This is a genomic window from Microbacterium sp. CSI-V (assembly GCF_001984105.1).
GTDB lineage: Bacteria > Actinomycetota > Actinomycetes > Actinomycetales > Microbacteriaceae > Microbacterium.
The window spans coordinates 298,135-315,343 of record NZ_MTQM01000008.1 but is presented as its reverse complement, the minus strand read 5'-3'; the positions used below and the strand labels follow the sequence as shown (position 1 = coordinate 315,343).

The 17,209-nt window shown below is 71.2% G+C and carries 16 protein-coding genes; 6 read left to right on the top strand and 10 right to left on the bottom strand.

Translation table 11 applies throughout. The features are described from left to right. Positions 1-269: 269 nt before the first annotated feature. Both CSIV_RS08110 and CSIV_RS08105 read left to right on the top strand, forming a co-directional pair. On the top strand, positions 270-1,085 hold the full coding sequence (locus tag CSIV_RS08110; RefSeq protein WP_077050896.1) for a hypothetical protein: 816 nt from the start codon (positions 270-272) through the stop codon (positions 1,083-1,085). Between the two features lie 77 nt (positions 1,086-1,162). Continuing rightward, positions 1,163-1,951, top strand: a complete 789-nt coding sequence (locus tag CSIV_RS08105; protein ID WP_083735056.1) for an alpha/beta fold hydrolase — start codon at positions 1,163-1,165, stop codon at positions 1,949-1,951. Positions 1,952-2,107: 156 nt separating this feature from the next. Here CSIV_RS08105 and CSIV_RS18350 read toward each other — a convergent pair whose 3' ends face one another. Continuing rightward, positions 2,108-2,467 carry a hypothetical protein gene (locus tag CSIV_RS18350; RefSeq protein ID WP_077050895.1) on the bottom strand — a complete coding sequence of 120 codons (360 nt, stop codon included), beginning with the start codon at positions 2,465-2,467 and terminating at the stop codon, positions 2,108-2,110. 143 nt (positions 2,468-2,610) lie between these two features. Between CSIV_RS18350 and CSIV_RS08095 the strand changes: the two genes are divergently transcribed. Continuing rightward, a complete protein-coding gene (locus CSIV_RS08095) occupies positions 2,611-3,945 on the top strand; it encodes a carboxypeptidase-like regulatory domain-containing protein (protein WP_077050894.1) in 1,335 nt (444 codons plus the stop codon). A gap of 81 nt (positions 3,946-4,026) precedes the next feature. On the opposite strand, the gene CSIV_RS08090 is transcribed toward CSIV_RS08095, so the two are convergent. Together CSIV_RS08090 and CSIV_RS08085 are read right to left on the bottom strand one after the other, a co-directional pair. Next, the gene (locus CSIV_RS08090; RefSeq protein ID WP_077050893.1) at positions 4,027-4,740 is read right to left on the bottom strand and encodes a response regulator; all 714 of its coding nucleotides are present in this window, start codon (positions 4,738-4,740) and stop codon (positions 4,027-4,029) included. After that, positions 4,737-6,017, bottom strand: coding sequence for a sensor histidine kinase (locus CSIV_RS08085; RefSeq protein ID WP_077050892.1), 1,281 nt, complete (start codon positions 6,015-6,017; stop codon positions 4,737-4,739). Before CSIV_RS08085 ends, CSIV_RS08090 begins: the two co-directional genes overlap by 4 nt. 122 nt (positions 6,018-6,139) lie before the next feature. Here CSIV_RS08085 and CSIV_RS08080 point away from each other — a divergent pair, with 122 nt between their 5' ends. Genes CSIV_RS08080 through CSIV_RS08070 form a run of 3 tightly spaced genes read left to right on the top strand, consistent with a single transcriptional unit; the run spans position 6,140 to position 9,352 of the window. Next, positions 6,140-7,174: a tripartite tricarboxylate transporter substrate binding protein gene (locus CSIV_RS08080; RefSeq protein WP_077050891.1), complete on the top strand. Its 1,035-nt coding sequence runs from the start codon at positions 6,140-6,142 to the stop codon at positions 7,172-7,174. Continuing rightward, entirely contained in the window at positions 7,174-7,806 is a 633-nt protein-coding gene (locus CSIV_RS08075) for a tripartite tricarboxylate transporter TctB family protein (protein ID WP_077050890.1), read from the top strand. Before CSIV_RS08080 ends, CSIV_RS08075 begins: the two co-directional genes overlap by 1 nt. 1 nt (position 7,807) lies before the next feature. Beyond that, on the top strand, positions 7,808-9,352 hold the full coding sequence (locus tag CSIV_RS08070; protein WP_077050889.1) for a tripartite tricarboxylate transporter permease: 1,545 nt from the start codon (positions 7,808-7,810) through the stop codon (positions 9,350-9,352). Between the two features lie 39 nt (positions 9,353-9,391). On the opposite strand, the gene CSIV_RS08065 is transcribed toward CSIV_RS08070, so the two are convergent. From CSIV_RS08065 to CSIV_RS08035, 7 genes are all read right to left on the bottom strand, one after another. Continuing rightward, positions 9,392-10,600: an MFS transporter gene (locus CSIV_RS08065; protein WP_077050888.1), complete on the bottom strand. Its 1,209-nt coding sequence runs from the start codon at positions 10,598-10,600 to the stop codon at positions 9,392-9,394. 40 nt (positions 10,601-10,640) lie between these two features. After that, positions 10,641-11,420 (bottom strand): creatininase family protein, encoded by a 780-nt coding sequence (locus CSIV_RS08060; protein WP_077050887.1) that lies wholly within the window; start codon positions 11,418-11,420, stop codon positions 10,641-10,643. Then, positions 11,417-12,748 (bottom strand): FAD-binding oxidoreductase, encoded by a 1,332-nt coding sequence (locus CSIV_RS08055; RefSeq protein ID WP_077050886.1) that lies wholly within the window; start codon positions 12,746-12,748, stop codon positions 11,417-11,419. Before CSIV_RS08055 ends, CSIV_RS08060 begins: the two co-directional genes overlap by 4 nt. Positions 12,749-12,874: 126 nt before the next feature. Further along, the gene (locus CSIV_RS08050; RefSeq protein ID WP_077050885.1) at positions 12,875-14,053 is read right to left on the bottom strand and encodes a nitrate ABC transporter substrate-binding protein; all 1,179 of its coding nucleotides are present in this window, start codon (positions 14,051-14,053) and stop codon (positions 12,875-12,877) included. A gap of 137 nt (positions 14,054-14,190) precedes the next feature. After that, entirely contained in the window at positions 14,191-15,087 is an 897-nt protein-coding gene (locus CSIV_RS08045; protein WP_077050884.1) for an ABC transporter permease, read from the bottom strand. Beyond that, positions 15,084-15,863 (bottom strand): ABC transporter ATP-binding protein, encoded by a 780-nt coding sequence (locus tag CSIV_RS08040; RefSeq protein WP_077050883.1) that lies wholly within the window; start codon positions 15,861-15,863, stop codon positions 15,084-15,086. Before CSIV_RS08040 ends, CSIV_RS08045 begins: the two co-directional genes overlap by 4 nt. 7 nt (positions 15,864-15,870) lie before the next feature. Beyond that, the gene (locus tag CSIV_RS08035; protein WP_083735054.1) at positions 15,871-17,169 is read right to left on the bottom strand and encodes an amidohydrolase family protein; all 1,299 of its coding nucleotides are present in this window, start codon (positions 17,167-17,169) and stop codon (positions 15,871-15,873) included. Positions 17,170-17,209: the final 40 nt, after the last annotated feature.

The following is a 17,209-nucleotide window of genomic DNA, read 5'->3' as shown; positions in this document are numbered from 1 at the left end:
TTTTGTCCGTTCAGATGACGTCGATCCGCGGTCGGGTCGACGTGGCGCCGCTCGGACCAGGCGAGTCGGAACTCCGGAACCCTAGACGCTGTCCCGGCAGACGTTACACCCTGCGAGTGGCGGGTCCCCCCGCGACGTCGAGGTGATGGATGTCGAGACGGGAGGTGTCGGGACGCACGGGAGGGACCGGTCCCGTAACGTCGAGCGCAGAGGCTCGTCACGACGTCGTGAGGACGTGCTCTCGGACACGGACGCACGAAAGGGCCATCATGACCGCACCCGACCCCGCGATCTCACCACCGGCATCCTCCGATGAGCGCTTCGCCGCGGTCACATCCGGACTGATCGCGGGAGTGAGGTCGCGCGATGACCTGGCGGGTCTCGTCCTCCTGGGCTCCGCCTCCGATGCGGGCGCACATCGTCGTGACGAGTGGTCGGACCACGACTTCTTCGTCATCGCGCAGACAGGGCGAGGCGACGCGGCACGCGCGGACCTCACCTGGCTCCCCGACCCGCACCGCATGGTCCTCCTCGCGCGAGAAGGGGGCATCGGGTTCGTGGCGATGTACGACGACGGGCACGTCCTCGAATTCGCGCTCGCCGAGCCACCGGAACTCGCCGGGGCCGTCGCGGGTGACGCCAGCGTCGTGGTCGACTCCGACCAGGTCACGGCTCAGATCGTCGCCGCCGGTCAGCGGGAAGCGGTCGCGCGTGACGCGTTCGACCCGATCAACGAGACGAATCTCGTCCTGGTCAAGATCCTGCTGGGCATGGGACGGGTCCGGCGCGGGGAGATCCTGAACGGCGGCCAGTTCATCCGTCTCCACGCTGTCAACCACCTCGTACGCGCCATCCGAGCCCGGTACCCCGGAGCCGCACCGGAGTCGCGCGACCGTATCGACCCGACACGGAGATTCGAGCACGATTACCCACGGTGGGCCGCCGAGATCAGCGGTGCCCTCGACAAGCCGGTAGAGGAAGCGGCGCACGCCCTGTTCGTCCTCGCCTGCGACATCCTCCGACCCGGCTGGGAGGACTTCCCCGACCGCGCCGCCCGCGCGGTCGGGCGCCGTCTCGGGTGGTGACGTTCCGGCGCGCCTCGATTCGCATTCTGAAGCAGCGTGTCCGGGATACTCGACCCGGCTTGTGCGAGCCTGGGCGCATGCGCACGACGATCGCGGGTCTCGACGTCCACGTCTCGCACGACGACGTCGCCGGGCGCGACGTGCTGCTCTGGCACCACGGCTCGCCGCAGACCGGTGCGATCCTTCCGCCCGTGCAGGCGGCGGCCGACGCCCGCGGGCTGGCTGTCGTGTCGGTGGCTCGGCCCGCTTATGCGCTCTCCCCGCGCGCGCCGGGTCGGACCGTCGCCGACGTCGCCGTGGGGCTGCGTTCCGTGCTCGAGGCGTTGGGTGTGGCATCCGTCGTCTCCGTCGGGGCGTCGGGCGGCGGACCGCACGCGCTCGCGTGCGCGGCCGTGATGCCCGGGCTCGTCCGCCGCGTCGTGACGCTCGCGTCGCCCGCGCCGTTCGACGGAACCGAGGAGTGGTTCGCCGGGATGCAGGCGCCGCGGGCGCTCCGCGCCGCGGCGGAGGGCGAGGTGGCGCGTCGCCGGTTCGCCGAGATCGACGAATTCGATCCGGACTCCTTCGTGGATGCCGACTACGCGGCACTGCGAGGGGAGTGGGCGTCGCTCGGCGCCGACGTCGGGGCGTCGGCCGAGTTCGGCGACGACGGGCTCATCGACGACGACCTCGCCTTCGCGCGGCCGTGGGGGTTGGATCTGGCGGATGTCACGGCATCCGTCCTGCTGGTGCAGGGCGAGCGGGACCGCGTGATCCCGCCGCGGCACGCGGAGCTGCTCGCGGAGGCGCTCCCGAACGCGGCGCTGCAGACGCACCCCGGCGACGGCCACGTCTCGGTGCTGCGGCACCTCGCGGCCGTGCTCTAGCCGATCCGTGATCGCCCGGCCGTCGACGTGCCGGCAGGCTTGTGGAGCTCGATTGACGTGCGATAGACAGGGCGAAGGGGAACTCGCGACCGCTCGCTACCGAGGCGGCGGGTGAAGTACGGGCGTTCCGTTTCCGGGGGAAAACGACATGCCGCACTATCCGCGCACCCGTGTGCGCTCCTGGTTCGCCGCGACAGCCATCGCGGGGATGGTCCTGGCGGGCTCCGTAGTGGCGAGTCCCGCGTCAGCGGCTTCGACGCCGAGCCCCACTCCGGCCGTGACCGCCACGCCGACAGCGAGCCCCTCCCCGACGGCGACGGGTACTCCCTCGCCGACGCCGTCACCCTCGGCGACCCCGACGCCGACGCCCTCGGCGACCCCGACGCCGACCGCGACGCCGACCCCCTCGACACCGCCCACCGAGAGCCCCGCTCCGCCCACGGCGCGGGCAGCCGCGGCGACCGGGTCGATCTCCGGCCGGGTGACCGTTCCTTCGGGCATCGCGTCGGCAGCCATCAGAGTCGAACTCCGAGCGGTCGGTTCGTCGGAGCGCATTCCCGCCGTACTCAGCGGACCGGTGGCGGGTGTGATGACCTATACGGCCTCCGGCCTCGCCGCCGCGAGCTACACCGTCCGGGTGTACTCCGCGAACGAGTACGATGCCCCGCTCGCGCCCGAATGGTGCCGTCACCGCTGCCGATGCCACGCCCATCACGATCACCTCTGGCGAGAACCGCTCGGGCATCGACTTCGTGCCGAAGAAACTCGCCACGATAAGGGGAACCGTCACGACACCGTCCGGTGTCTCGCGCACCGTTGTCAAGGTCACCGCTGTCCCACTGACGGCCGGTGGCCGGAGCGTCAGCGTCCAAGCTGCGTCCGACGGGAGCTACACCCTGCGAACCCTGACGCCGGGAGACTATCGAGTCTCGTTCACCGACAACTTCGGACGCGTCGCGACCCAGTGGTGGAACAACGCCGCGGTCGCCGCCGACGCGGCGACGATCCGACTCGCCTCGGGAGCCGCGCGAACGGGCGTGAACGCAGCCCTGGTCGCGCCGGCATCCATCTCGGGAACCGTCGCCATTCCGAGCTGGGTCGATCGGTCGGCGGGGACCATCACCGTTGACGTGCTCCGCGTCGGCTCCCCGGACACCCTGTTCACCCGCACAACGGTGAGCATGGCCTCGTTGACGTACTCCGTCGGCGGACTCCCCCCGGGCTCGTACAAGCTGCGTTTCGGCTCGACCGGTCTCCCCCTGCAGACGCAGTGGTGGAAGGGCGCGAAGGGTCCGGCTGATGCGACGGCGGTGGTCGTCGGCGCGGGTCAGAAAGTGACCGTGAACCCGACTCTCGCGGAGGCGCCCTACGCGGCCATCTCCGGTACCGTGACGCTCCCCGCGGGGACGTCGTTCTCGGACGGCACGGTCACCGCGCAGATCGTGTCGGTGTCGACCGGTGCGGTGGTTCGGCAGGAGAAGGTGAACTCCGACGGGACCTACATCGCGCGACTCCTCGACCCGGGGGTGTATCGCGTGAGGATCGTGGCCGAAGGCGTGCGGGTCTTCCCGAAGTGGTGGACCAAGTCGTACGGCGAGTACACCGACATCACGCTCGCCGCGAACCAGAAGTTCACCGGAGTCGACGTCGCCCCCGTCCCGTACTCCGCGATCTCCGGACGCGTGCGGCTTCCGGCAGGGGTCTCTTACCGCGACGGGTACGTCGTCGTCGACGTGTACTCGAAGTACAACCAGATCGTCGCGACGGCGATCGTGACACCCGGGGGGACCTACGTCGTGGACGGGCTGCGCGCCGACACCGGGTACTACGTGCGGTTCTCGTCGCCGAACCTGCCGGTCCGCGCCGAGTACTACGACAATGCGACCTCCACCATCACGGCGAAGAGATTGGATCTCGGGGTCGGTCAGACACTCACCGACATCACGGCGAAGCTCGGAGCCGTGACGACGACGAACCTCGCACGGGTGAGCTGACTCAGGGATCCCCTCCCGGCCGGGCAGGCCGAGCTGTAGCCGACCCGGCCCCGGCTCGCCGGCCCCGACGCGCGCCGCGTCTCACTCCGGTGGGGCGGGAGCCAGCCGGTAGAGGATCCGCGGACGGCCGCGGGCGCCGTACCGGTGCGCGAGGTCGATGACACCGGTCGCGACGAGGTGCTCGAGGTAGCGCTGTGCGGTGGCGCGCGACAGTCCGCACGCGGCCGCCACCTCGGCTGCCGACACGAACGCGACCGGGTCCAGGGCTGCGCGCACCCGCTCGAGGGTCACGGATGCCAAGCCCTTCGGCCGCGCCTCCGGTGCGGTACGCGTCGGCACGCGCACGGTCCCGGTGCCGAGCAGACGGTCGATGTCGCCCTGGCTGAGAGCGCGGTCGCGGTCGGCATCCGCTCTCTCGCTCCGTTCGACGCGGTACGCCTCGAGCCTCCGGCGGAGCGTGTCCGCCGTGAACGGTTTGACGAGGTAGCCGACGACGTGGGCGGCGAGCGCCTGCCGCACGGTGACCTGGTCCTGCGACGAGCTGATGACGAGCACGTCGACCGCCCCGGCGCCGAGGGTCCGGAGTCGGTGCAGCACCTCGACGCCGCTGATGTCGGGGAGGCGCATGTCGAGCAGCACGAGGTCGACGCCCGCCTGCGCCGAAGCGATCGCCCCCGCCCCGTCCGCCGCGGAGCCGACGACCGCGTAGCCCGGCACCTCGGCGACGTAGCGGCCGTGCAGCGCGCGGGCCGCGGCGTCGTCGTCGACGACGAGGACGCGGATCCGGTCGGTCATCGCGGCGCCGCCATGTCGAACTCGAACCTCGTCCCGCCCCACGCCGACCGGGTGACGAGGATCTCGCCGCCGCGCTCGGTCACCGCGCGCCGGACGACGGCGAGCCCGATGCCGCGGCCCGTCCCGGTGAGGTCGGGCTTGGAGGTGTACCCGAGCGTGAACGCGTGCTCGACGTCGCGCGGATCGATCCCCGGGCCGTCGTCGTCGACCGAGCCGTGCAGGACGTCCCCCACGAGGTCGAGGCTGCAGCGTACGCGCGTCGCTCCCGCCTCGGCGGCGTTGCGGCACAGGTTCACGAGCACGAGCACGACGGTCTCGTCGATCGCGATGTCCCGGTCGATCCGCACCTCCAGACGCGCCCCGAGCGACGAGACCTCGCTGCGCAGCGCCTCGATGCTCGCGCTGACGACCGAGGCATCCAGTCGGCTGTCGGAGGGTTCGCGGGGAGTGAGTCCGGGCAGCGCGTCGGAGATGTAGGTCAGGGCGTCGCGGGTGTCGCCGTGCGAGATGAGGCCGTGCAGCACGTGCAGGCGCGTGCCGAATTCATGCGCCTGCTCGCGCAGCGCCACCATCGTGCGGGCCGTCCGCTCCTGCTCGGCGGCGAGGTCGTCCAGCCGCCGGAAGCGTCGCTCGATCGCCGCGGCCAGCAGCGACGACGCGATCGTTCCGATGATGAGCGCCCCGAGCGCCCACGGCAGGAGGTCGCCGAGCGCGTCGTCGCGGTCGGACAGGATGCTCGACTCCAGCACCCCGACGGCCACCATCCCCACGACGGTCTCCCCGGCGCGCACGGGCACCTTCGCGCGCAACGAGCTGCCCGAGGGGCCCGTCTCGGTGCCGAGGAACGGCACTCCCGCCAGCACGCTCGCGTTGGCGGTCTCGACCTGGCGTCCGCGTTGGGCGCTCGCCGGGTGGGTGATGCGGACACCCTCGTCGTCCGTGATGACGACGTAGAACACCCCGGTCGTGCGCTCGATCAGGTCGGCCAGCGGCTGCAGCGTCGCCGTGGCGCCGGTGAGGGCGGCGGCATCCGCGAGCCGTTCCGGCGTGCCGACGGACGACACGGATGCCACGGTGTCGCGGACGTCGTCGAGCTCGGCGAGGCTCGCCGCGACGTCGTACACGCGCTCGGCGGTGTCGTCGCGGATGTGGCGCTCCTGCACCGACGCGGCGATGAAGGTCGTGACGCCGACGGCGGTCAGCACGATGAGGCTCGGCAGCACGACGAGCGCGCGACGGACGCCACGGGTGCGGGCCGCGGGGGCGGTGTCGGACATGGAGGGTGACATTCTTTCGCGCGCAATATGAGCACAAATCGACCGGGGGGTGCGTCGCACTCCCGCCCCTGCGAGCGTCGTCACATTCTGCGAAACGACGACGTTCGCAAGGAGGAGCTGTGATGACGGAGCTTACGCCTCCCGCTGTCCCCGACCATGCCGCGGACGGTCCCCCCGGCCGCCGCCGATGGGTCGGCCGCACGATCGGCGGCATCGTCGGCGTCGCGGCCATCGCGACCGCCGCGTACGGATCGATCACGTCCGCCGCCGCGGGCGACGACATCCACGCATCGATGACGATCATCGCCCCCGCCGCCGCGGGAGGCGGTTGGGACGGCGTCGCGCGCGAGCTGCAGCAGGCCCAGAAGGCGAACGGGCTGGTGAACAACGTCCAAGTGGTGAACATGCCGGGCGCCGGCGGCACGATCGCCCTCGGCAACGTGTCGGTGCTGAACGGCCAGGCCAACAACCTCCTGGTCGGGGGAACGGGTCTCCTCGCCGCGACCGTGCAGTTCAACTCGGCGGCGACCCTCGATGACGTGACGCCCCTCGCGGTCATGGTCGAGGAGTACGACGTCATCGTCGTGCCGGCGAATTCGCCGTTCCAGACGCTCGACGATCTCGTAGAGGCGTGGAAGGCCGACCCCAAGGCCCTGCCCTGGACCGGCGGCGGGTCGTTCGACCAGCTCGTCGTCGCGGAGCTGGCGCTCGCCGCCGGCATCCCGCCCGTCGACATGACCTACATCTCGTCCGACGGTGGAGGCGAGGCGATCCAGGCGCTGCTGAACGGTACCGCGCAGGCCGCCGCGGGCGGTTACCCCGACAACATCGACCAGATCGAGTCGGGGCGTCTGCGCGCCCTCGCGCTGGTCGCCGAACAGCCCCTCGAGGGCGTCGACATCCCGACCGCGATCGACCAGGGCTACGACATGAAGCTCACGAACTGGCGCATGCTCGCCGCCCCGAGCGGTCTGAGTGGCGAGCAGGTCGACAGCCTGACGCAGCTCGTCCTCGATTCGACCGCGACCCCGGAGTGGGCCGACGCGCGCGAGCGCTACCACTGGACCGAACGCCTCATCACCGGTGACGACCTCACGGCGTTCCTCGCCGAGGAGCGGGCGCGCATCGAGCGACTGTACGAGGAGATGGGCCTGTGATGCCGTCGAACAACCCCACCTCCGTCTCGGCGGTCGTGGGCGACAAGCTCCGATTCCGTCGCGGACGCGGTGCGTCCGGCATCGCCAAGGCGCTGGTCATGCCGATCGTGCTCGCGGCGTTCGCGACGTACCTCGTCTACGGCATCGTGACGATGAGGGTGCCCGCCTCTGCGGCGTTCCCCGGGCCGCAGTTCTTCCCCGGGATCATCGCCGCGGGCCTGTACGTCTTCGCCGTGATCCTCGGGATCGCCGCCGTGCGGTCGCTGAGCGAGAACCCGACGGCGGATGCCACGACCCCAGCCGCCAGCGAGGCCCCCGCCACCGCCGCCACCGCCGCCTCCGTGGAGGTCCCTGCGGGGGCCGACGCCACAGCCGAGCGCGCGGTCGGCGTCGACTGGCGGTCCTTCGCGTGGGTCGTGGGGCCGTTCCTGGTCTTCGCGTTCCTCCTCGGCATCCTGGGCTGGATCATCGCCGCGGCCCTGCTGTTCGCCGGGATCGCGCGCGGGTTCGGGCACGCGCGGCCGCTGTTCGCGCTGTTCGTCGGTCTGACGATCAGCTCCCTCACCTACATCGCGTTCGACATGGGGCTGGGGCTTTCCCTGCCCTCCGGCATCCTGGGATGGGCTTTCTGACATGGACGTTCTCGCTCTCCTCGGCGAAGGCTTCGCCGGTGCCCTCACGTGGCAGAACCTCATCTGGGTGCTCGTGGGCTGCGTGCTCGGCACCGCTGTCGGCGTCATGCCGGGCCTGGGCTCGTCGATGGCGGTGGCGCTGCTGCTGCCGGTGACGTTCTCGCTCGACCCGACCGCGGCGTTCATCATGTTCTCGGGCGTGTACTTCGGCGGGCTGTTCGGCGATTCGATCACCGGCATCCTGCTGAACACCCCGGGCCAGGCCTCCGCGATCGCCTCGACGTTCGAGGGGCACAAGATGGCCCTCAACGGACGCGCGGCGCAGGCCCTCGCGACCGCCGCGATCGGCGCGTTCATCGGCGGCATCATCGCGTCGGTGCTGCTGGTGTTCTTCGCGCCGCTGCTGGCCGATCTCTCGAGCAGTTTCGGACCCGCCGAGTTCTTCGCCCTCGCGATCTTCGCGTTCGCCGCGACGTCGTCGGTCGTCACCGACAACGCCGTGAAGGGTCTCGCGTCGCTGTTCCTCGGCCTCGGGATCGCGGTCATCGGCATCGACGGCGTCTCGGGCGCGCCCCGCTTCACGCTGGACTCGCCGAACCTCTTCGACGGCATCTCGCTCATCACCGTGACCGTCGGCATCCTGGCTCTCGGCGAAGTCATCTACGTCGCCTGTCTCGAGCGGCACATCTCCGGGAAGACGATGATCCGCCCGACCGGACGCCCGTGGCTCTCGCGCAAGGAGCTCGCCGAGGCCACCCCGGCGTGGCTCCGCGGCACCGCGATCGGTCTGCCGTTCGGCGTCATCCCGGCGGGCGGCTCGGAGATCCCGACGTTCCTCGCCTACGGCATCGAGAAGCGACTGGATGCCAGACGGCGGACGCCGAAGTTCGGCACCGGGGCGATCCGCGGCCTCGCGGCGCCGGAAGCCGCGGGCAACTCCACGACGGGCATGGCGATGGGTTCGCTGCTGGCGCTGGGTCTGCCGGTGTCGGCGACGGCGGCGATCATGCTCGCGGCGTTCCGCCAGTACGGCCTGCAGCCGGGGCCGCTGCTGTTCGAGCGGGCTCCCGACCTGGTGTGGGCGCTCATCGCGAGCTTCTTCCTCGCGATGGTGGTGCTCCTGATCCTGAACCTGCCGTTCGCGATGCTGTGGGCCAAGCTCCTGGTCATCCCGCGCCCGTACCTGTACGCCTCGATCGCCGTGTTCAGCGGACTCGGTATCTACGCGACCTCGGGTGCGACGTTCGATCTCCTCATGCTGCTCGGTGTCGGGCTCCTCGGGTTCCTGCTGCGAACGAACGACTACCCCCTCGCCCCGCTCATCATCGGCATGGTCCTCGGTCCCCTCGCGGAGACGAGCCTGCGGGATGCCGCGATGAGCGCCAACGGCGACCTCACGACCCTCGTGCAGAGCCCCATCGCCCTGGCGATCTACGCGGTGCTCGCGGTGGTCCTGGTCTTCGCGGTCCGCAACCGCGTGATCGCGCGCCGCGCCGCCGCGGCTCCCGCCGTTCGGACGGAGCGCGCGGACGTCGACGCGCGCTGACGGGCGGTCCCGGCGCTCTCGTCGGTGCCGGGGACGCCCTCAGCGCCGCGCGACCCGCAGCAGCGCCTCGCCCGCCACGGCGATCACGGCGGCGCACGCGAGGGCCACGGCGATGGTCACGAGCGCGGTCGCGGGGCCCGTGGCATCCAGGGCCGATCCGGCGATCACGCCGCCGATCGGGACGCCCAGCGACATCGCGGCGGTCGGGTAGGCGAGCGTTTCGGTCACACGGCCTTCGGGAGCACGGGCGGACGCCACGAGGATCCCCGAGATCATCACGGGGGACAGCAGCAGGCCGAGGACGAGGATCGCCAAGAACAGCACCGGCGTCACGCCCTGCGTGAGCGGCAGCGCCAGCGCGGCGATCGCGGCCGCGCCGGCGAACCCGATGAACCGCGCGATCGGCGACAGCCTCCACGCGCGGGCCCCGGTGATCACCGAGCCCACGGCGATCGCGAGGGCGAGCGCGCTGAACGCGGGTCCGGCGAGCCACGGACGTCCTCCCAGCTCGGCCCATCCGACCAGCGTCACGTCGAACGCCCCGAAAACGCCGCCCAGGGCGATGCACGCGAGCGCGACGGGCACGACCCCGGCCGGGGGCAGCACCAGACGTGCGCGACCCGTCGCCCCGCTCGCGGCCGGCTGCGTGCGGCGCTGCGACGCCAGCCACACCCCTCCGATGACGCCGAGGGTCAGAGAGCCGAGCATCGCGACCGCCGGGTTCACGGCCGCCGCGACCGCGGTGATGACCGGCGGCCCGGAGATGAACACCATCTGGTCGCCGATGGTCTCGAGCGCGAGGGCCGCGGTCCGCTGCGACGGCGGTGCCAGCACGGTCCACCGGGCTCGCACCGCCGAGGTGAGGTCGGGCGTGGCCGCCCCGGTCGCGAACGCGGCGACGAGCCACGTCCAGAACGGCGCCGCCGTCAGCACGAGGGCGAGCAGGGCGGATGCCGCGAGCACGAGGCATCCGAGCGAGATCAGGATGACGCGGGCCTGGCCGTACCGGTCCATACGCGACGACCACAGCGGCGCCGCGACCGCCATGCCGCCGACGAGCGGTGCGACGACGATCCCGGCCGAGCCGAAGCTGCCGGTCGCGGCCGAGACGAGGAGGATCACGCCGAGCGACAGGGTCGCCCGGGGGAACCGGGCCAGGATGCCGGCCGCGACGAAGGTCCGCGCGCCGGGCAGGCGCAGCACCTGTCCGTAGGCGCGGACGCCCGTGGCCTCGGCCGCGACGCTCACTCCGTGCCCTTCCGCGGTGTCCCGCGGGACGCGGGCACCGTCACGCCGTGTAGTCGAATCGGCTGATCTCCCCGAGCGCTTCGACGACGAACGACACGCTGTCCTCGAACAGCTCGGCGCCGTGGGCGGCGTTGGCGCCCGTCGGGTCACCGAGCACCCCCGTGGGGCCGAAGTCGTTCGACAGCCAGCCGAAGGTCACGGGCTTGCCGTTGAAGCCGATGTGCCGGAAGTCGCCGATGTGCGCCGGGACGGTGGCCTCGAATTTCGAGGCATCCACGAGTTCGGGCCGCAGGTGCATGATCATGCTCGTCTCGCCGTGCCCGGCGTGGATACCGGTTCCGTGCTCGTCGGGACCGCCGTCGGTGCCGTTGAAGGACGGCACGCGCGCGGCGGGCATGAAAAACGTCCGCAGACCGAAGCGTCGGCGGAGCTCACGGTTCGCGACGTTCAGCAGCGCGACGTTGCCGCCGTGTCCGTTGAGGAACACCAGCGTGCGGGCGCGCGTGGTCAGGAGCGACCGGCCGATGTCGACGATGGTCTGCATCATCGTCTCGGGCGTGAGCCACAGCGTGCCCGGCGCCCAGGAGTGCTCGTCGGACTTCGTGATCGACAGCGTGGGCAGCTGCCACACGTCGATGCCCTGCGCGGCGGCGCGCGCGACCGCGGCCGTGGCCGAGGCCTCGGCGACGATGGCATCCGTTGCGAGCGGCAGGTGCGGACCGTGGTGCTCGATCGCGCCGGTCGGCAGCACGATGATCGACTTATCGGTGAGGGCTTCGGCTGCGGCGGGGCCGCTGAGCTCGGCGAGGAGACGGCTCACGAGATGATCGCTCCCTTGCGTGCGCCCGAGTAGTCGGGGTTGAGTTTGCCGGGGTTCAGCAGCCCGTTCGGGTCGGTGAGACGCGCGAGCTCCGCGGTCTGCTCGACGTTGAAGTCGACGTTCCACTGGTGGGGGTTGTGCACGCCGACGCCGATCGCGTTGAGGTCGGCGATCCCGCGGTACACGTCCTCCTCGCTGACGTAGGGAGCGGCGAGCATGCCGATCGGGAAGGCCTTCGTCGACTCGATGTGCAGCTTCCCCCCGGCGAAGACGGCCTCGACGGCGTCGACGTCCTCGGCGAGCGGCGTTCCGGCGACCTCGAGGTGGAACACCTCGTGCGGCTGGCTCTTCTGGTACCACTCGATCGGGTGGTTGTAGCTCAGCATCGACAGGCGGATGCTGGCCTGCGGCCCCTCGCGCACCGCCTCGACGCGGCCGCCCGCGCCCTCGACGATCGCGGTGACGGTGTCGATGAGCGACGCGTCGATGATCGCGCGGAGGCTCGACCGGCCCTCGGGGATCGCCTCGTCGGCGGGGAGGGATGCCGAGATCTCGGGCCCGTCGCCCGACACCAGGCGCGGGGTGGGGTCGAGGTTGCCGATGGTCTGCAGCACCGCCAGGGTGCCCGAGAAGTCGGGGAAGCTGGCCCACAGCCCGCGCCACTCGCGCAGCGGCTCGAGCCGGACGGTGGCGCGGACGATGACGCCGGCCGTTCCGTAGTTGTGCACGTACTTCTGGGCCTCGTCGCCCTCGACGTGGATGATGTCGGCGCTGCCGTCGGCGTGCACGACGTCGAGCGCGGCGACGAAGCCGCGGTCGTTCGAGCCGTGCTCGATGGAGCCGGTGCCGCCGGAGCCGCCGGAGAGGAAGCCGCCGAGGGTGGACTGCGCGGTCGAGGGGTACATCCACAGCGCCTGTCCCGCGGCCCATGCGGCCTGTTCGAGCAGCACCATGGGGGTTCCGGCTTCGGCGGTGATGAAGCCGTCGCCGACCTCCACGATCGCCTTGGCGCGGGTGGTGTCGACGACGAGGCCGCCCTGCATCGGGATGGCCTGGCCGTAGTTGCCGGTGCCCTTGCCGCGGACGGTGACGGGCACGCCGTGCCGCGCGGCGGCGGCGACCGCGATCGCGATCTGCTCGGCATCCGCGGGGAAGACCACGAGGTCGGCGAGTCCGAGGGGGAGCTTGGCGGCGATGATCGGCGACATCGGCGACCCGTCCACGCTCGCGCGCTCCCGCACGCGCGGTTCGGTGCTGACGGCGGCGGGACCGAGCAGGTCGAGCAGGTCGTCCTCGAGGGAGAGGACGCGGGTGGCGGTGTCGCTCATGGGGTGTCTCCGGGTGACGCGGGTGGGGTGGATGCCAGGTGTCGGGGCCGCGGTGGGAGGCGGCCGGGTGGGGTGGAGCGTGCGGGATGCGGCCCGGCCCGCACGAGGCGGACCGGGCCGGGTCGATCAGAAGGAGATCGACGTGTCGATGAACTCGTTGGTGTACAGGTCCTTCGCGGTGTAGCCGGACGCGGGCGGGGTACCCAGGTCGGTGTACACCTTGCTGGCCTTGTCGAAGAAGTCCGCGAAGCGGGCGTCGTCGAAGTTGCCGTAGGTGGAGTCGGGGCCGTCACCCACGAGGCCGAGGTCGACCTGCGTCTTGACCGAGTAGTCGGCCACGCCCTGCGTGTAGGTCCAGCCCGTGTCGTACTCCTCGACGAGCTTCAGGATGAGGTCGTTGGCGGCCTTCGGGTCCTGGTAGTACGCCACGCCCGCCTTCTGCAGGAGGGGGACGAGCTTGGTGAGGCAGGGGCTCAGCGTGTCGAAGTCCGCGGCCTTGACCGACATGGACGACTGGTAGGTCTGCCATCCCGAGTCGTGGATGAGGGCGAAGTCCACCGGCTTGCCCCAGGCCGAGACCTCGTTCTGGTAGACGTAGGGCTCAGCGGAGGCGAAGCCCTGCTGCATGTCCTTGCCGCCGGCGGCGACGAAGTTCGACGGGGTGCCGTCGTACGAGCCGTCGAGGATGTCGGCGCTGGCCAGGCCCGCGCTCTTGAGGTACTCGATGTACGCCGAGCCGTCGAAGTAGCGCCACACGCCGCCGTTCTTCTCGAGGGCCGGCTTGACGTCCTGGATGGTCTTGACGTCGGGGTAGGTCTCGGGGTCCCACATGACCATGGTCGGGCTGATGTCCAGCGGCGCCATGACGGCCTTGGTCGGGGTCGTGCTCGAGAGCTGGATCGCCTCGTCGGTGCTGACGTAGCCGAGGGTGATCGAGTCGTCCTGGTACATCTGGGCCGAGACGGTCTGGAATCCGATCGCCGGTCCACCGGCGCGGATCTCGAGGTTGACGCCGGTGTACTCGCCGTCCACCTTGAGGGGGCCGGTCACCGCCTTGGTGCCCGCGTCGATCGTGTAGTCGTCCTTGATCATCTCGTAGAGGTGACCGTGCTCCGCCTCGGGGTTCCAGTCGGTCTGGACGACGATGGTCGCGGGGCAGTCGGCCGACAGGTCGACCGAGCCGACGGTGAGGTCGGAGCTGCTCGGCGCCGAATCCGCGGCGCTGCCGGCGCACGAGGTGAGCGTGAGGGCGATCGCGAACGCGCCGGTGACGGCGGTGCCGCGGACGAGGGTGCTGCGCTTCATGCTGTTTCACTTTCTGTGACGGGTGGAGCTCTCGGGTGCGGAGGTGGTGCAGGAGGGGGCGGATGCCACGGCCGCGGGCACGCCCGAGGGCGCGGTGCCGTGGCATCCGGTGTCTGTGAGGTGGGGGCGGTTCCGCGTCAGCGGACGGCGTCGTACCAGCGGCCGACGGCGACCTTCGACAGCCAGCCGAAGAAGGCGAAGATGACGACGCCGAGGAGGCAGGCCGCGAGGATCGCGGCGAACAGCTCGGCGCTCTGCAGACGCGACTGGTAGTTGGAGATGAGGGAGCCGATGCCCGGCTCGCCGCGGCGGAAGAAGTAGTCGCCGACGATCGCGCCGATCACCGAGAGCCCGGCCGAGGTGCGCATGCCGACGAAGATCGAGGGGAGCGCGGCGGGGAGGGTGAGCTTGGTGAGCACGGTCCACTTGTTCGCCTTCTGAAGGCGGAACAGTTCGCGCTGCGACTTGTCCACCGACTGCAGACCGAACAGGGTGTTGGACACCATCGGGAACAGCGCGATCAGGATGCAGACGATCACACGGGCCGTGAACTCGTAGCCGAACCAGAAGCCGACCAGCGGCACCAGGGCGAGGATCGGGATGCACTGCAGGATCACCGCGTACGCGTACGTGCTGCGCTCGACCCACCGGGCCAGCGACATCGCGACGGCCCAGCCGATGCCGATCACCATGGCGACCGCGAGACCGGTGAGGGCGACGCCCGTGGTGCGGAACAGCGCGGTCCAGATGTCGACGCTGACCTGCGGGTCGAAGAAGCCCTTCGTGAACATCTCGTGCGGCATCGGCAGCAGGAAGCCCTTGCCGGTGGCGGTGAGGATGCCCGCGATGAGGTACCAGATCCCCACGAGCACGGCGAGGACGCCCAGCGGCGGACCGGCGAGGATCAGTGCGCGCGAGATCGGGCCGCGACCGCGGGGCGGTGCCGCCGGGGCGGAGCCGACGGGCGGTACGGGGGTGGATGCCGACGGCTCGGACGTCTCGGAGACGACCGGCTCTGCAGAGGTGGTGCTCATGAGTGTCCTTCCCGGAGGGCGTGGGAGACCTCGCCGACGAGCTTGGCGAACTCGCCCGTGTAGCGGATCTCGGGGTCGCGCGGCATGTCGAAGGGGACCTCGAACGTGTCGACGAGGTGGCCGGGGCGACCCGACATCACGACGACCTTGGTGGAGAGGTAGACCGCTTCGGAGACCGAGTGCGTGATGAACAGTCCGCCGAACTTCTGCTCGACGAAGATCTTCAGCAGCTCGTCGTTCAGGCGTTCGCGGGTGATCTCGTCGAGCGCGCCGAACGGCTCGTCGAAGAGGAACAGTTCGGGGTCGAGGGTGAGCGAACGGGCGAGCGACGCGCGCATCTTCATGCCGCCCGACATCTGCTTGGGCAGGTGCTTCTCGAAACCGTTCAGGCCGACGAGGTCGATGGCCCACTGGGCCTTGGGGGTGCGGATGCGCTTGGGCTGCCAGTTCAGCTCGGCGAGGAGCTCGACGTTGGACTGCACGTCGCGCCAGGGGAGGAGGGTCGCGTCCTGGAAGACGTAGCCGATCCGGTCGGTGTTGACCGTCGCGGTGCCTTCGCTCGCGGACTCGAGTCCCGAGGCGATGCGCAGGAGGGTCGACTTGCCGCAGCCGGAGGGGCCGACGACGCTGACGAACTCGCCGCGCTCGACGACGAGGTCGACACCGGAGAGAGCGGTGGTGCCGTTGGGGAACGTCATGGCGACGTTCCGGAAGTCCAGCAGCGGCGGGGTGGGGCCCGCGAGGGTGGCTGCCGGGGAAGGGGAGGCGAGAGTCACGGAGCGCTCACTTTCCGGTCGGGACGAGGGTCGGAAGCGCCGGTGCGGGTGCGTCGGCGGGCGGTGCGGTCTTCGGGGTGGGGGCGGACGGGGAGGCGATGCGCGTCGAGACCGTGGTGCGGGCGACGACGCGGCCGCGGTGGAGGACCACGCGGTCGGCGGAGGCGAACGCGACGGCCTCGCCGAGCGAGGCGGCGCGGACGGCGACGAGGTCGGCGCGCGCACCGGGGACGGGTCCGGCCGCCGGCAGGCCCATGACGTCGCGCGCGCCGGTGGTGACGGCATCCACCGCTTCTTCGGGGGCGAGGTGTCCCGCGGCGACGAGCAGGGACGCGGTCTCGAGGTGGTCGCACCGGCCGACGGGGTTGAAGGGGTCGCGGACGTTGTCGGCGCCCGCGGCGACGCGGACACCCGCGGCCTTGAGTCGGCCGATCGGGGCGATCCCGCGGGGGACGGCGTGGTCGTCCTCCCACCCCTGCAGGTACAGGTTCGTGATGGGGAGGGCGATGATGCCGATGTCGGCCGCCCGCACCTCGTCGGCGAGTGTCGCGAGGTCTTCGGTCGGCATCATGCTGAGTCGCACGCAGTGGCCGGCGGAGCGGGAGCGGTGCCAGCCGGTCACGGCCGCGGCGTACGCGGCGAGCGTGTCGGCGCCGGCGAGGCTCTCGTCGGTGTGCAGGTCGAGGCCGACGTCGCGGCGCCGGGCGATCGCGATCAGACGGTCGAGGTCCTCGATCGGGTTCTCGGCGAGGTGCGGCGCTCCGCCGACGAGGTCGACGCCCGCGTCGAGGGCGGCGTCGAACACGGCGTCGGGCACGGTCGGCCCGCCGAGGGCGACGAGCTCGATGTCCATGAGGTCGCGGAGCTCTTCGCGCAGCCGCACGAGGGCGCGGACGCCGATCAGCGCGTCCGCCCCGTGCAGCAGGTCGACGTGGGTGCGGACGGCGGTGATCCCGGATGCCAGCATCCGCAGCGCCGTGGAGCGGGCCCGGTCGAGCGTCTCGTCCTCGTCGAGCGTCTGGGCGAAGGCCTGCCAGCTCTCGATGGCGCGCACGAGGTCGCCGAACGGGGGCTGGATGGCATCCCACGACTGGGACTTGTCGAGGTGCCCGTGGGGCTCGGCGCCGGCGGCCGTGACGACGTAGCCGGCGAGGTCGAGGACCTCGCCCCCGGTCTCGGGCAGCGGCGTCCCCGCCGGAACCACCGCGACGACCGTCTCGCCGTCGATCGCAATGTCCACGAGCGCGCCGGACGCCAGCCGCGCGTTGTGGATCGCGGTGATCGAGACGGGTGGAGCGGCGGACACGAGGACCTCCGGAGAATGAGGGTGAGGATGCCACTTCGTC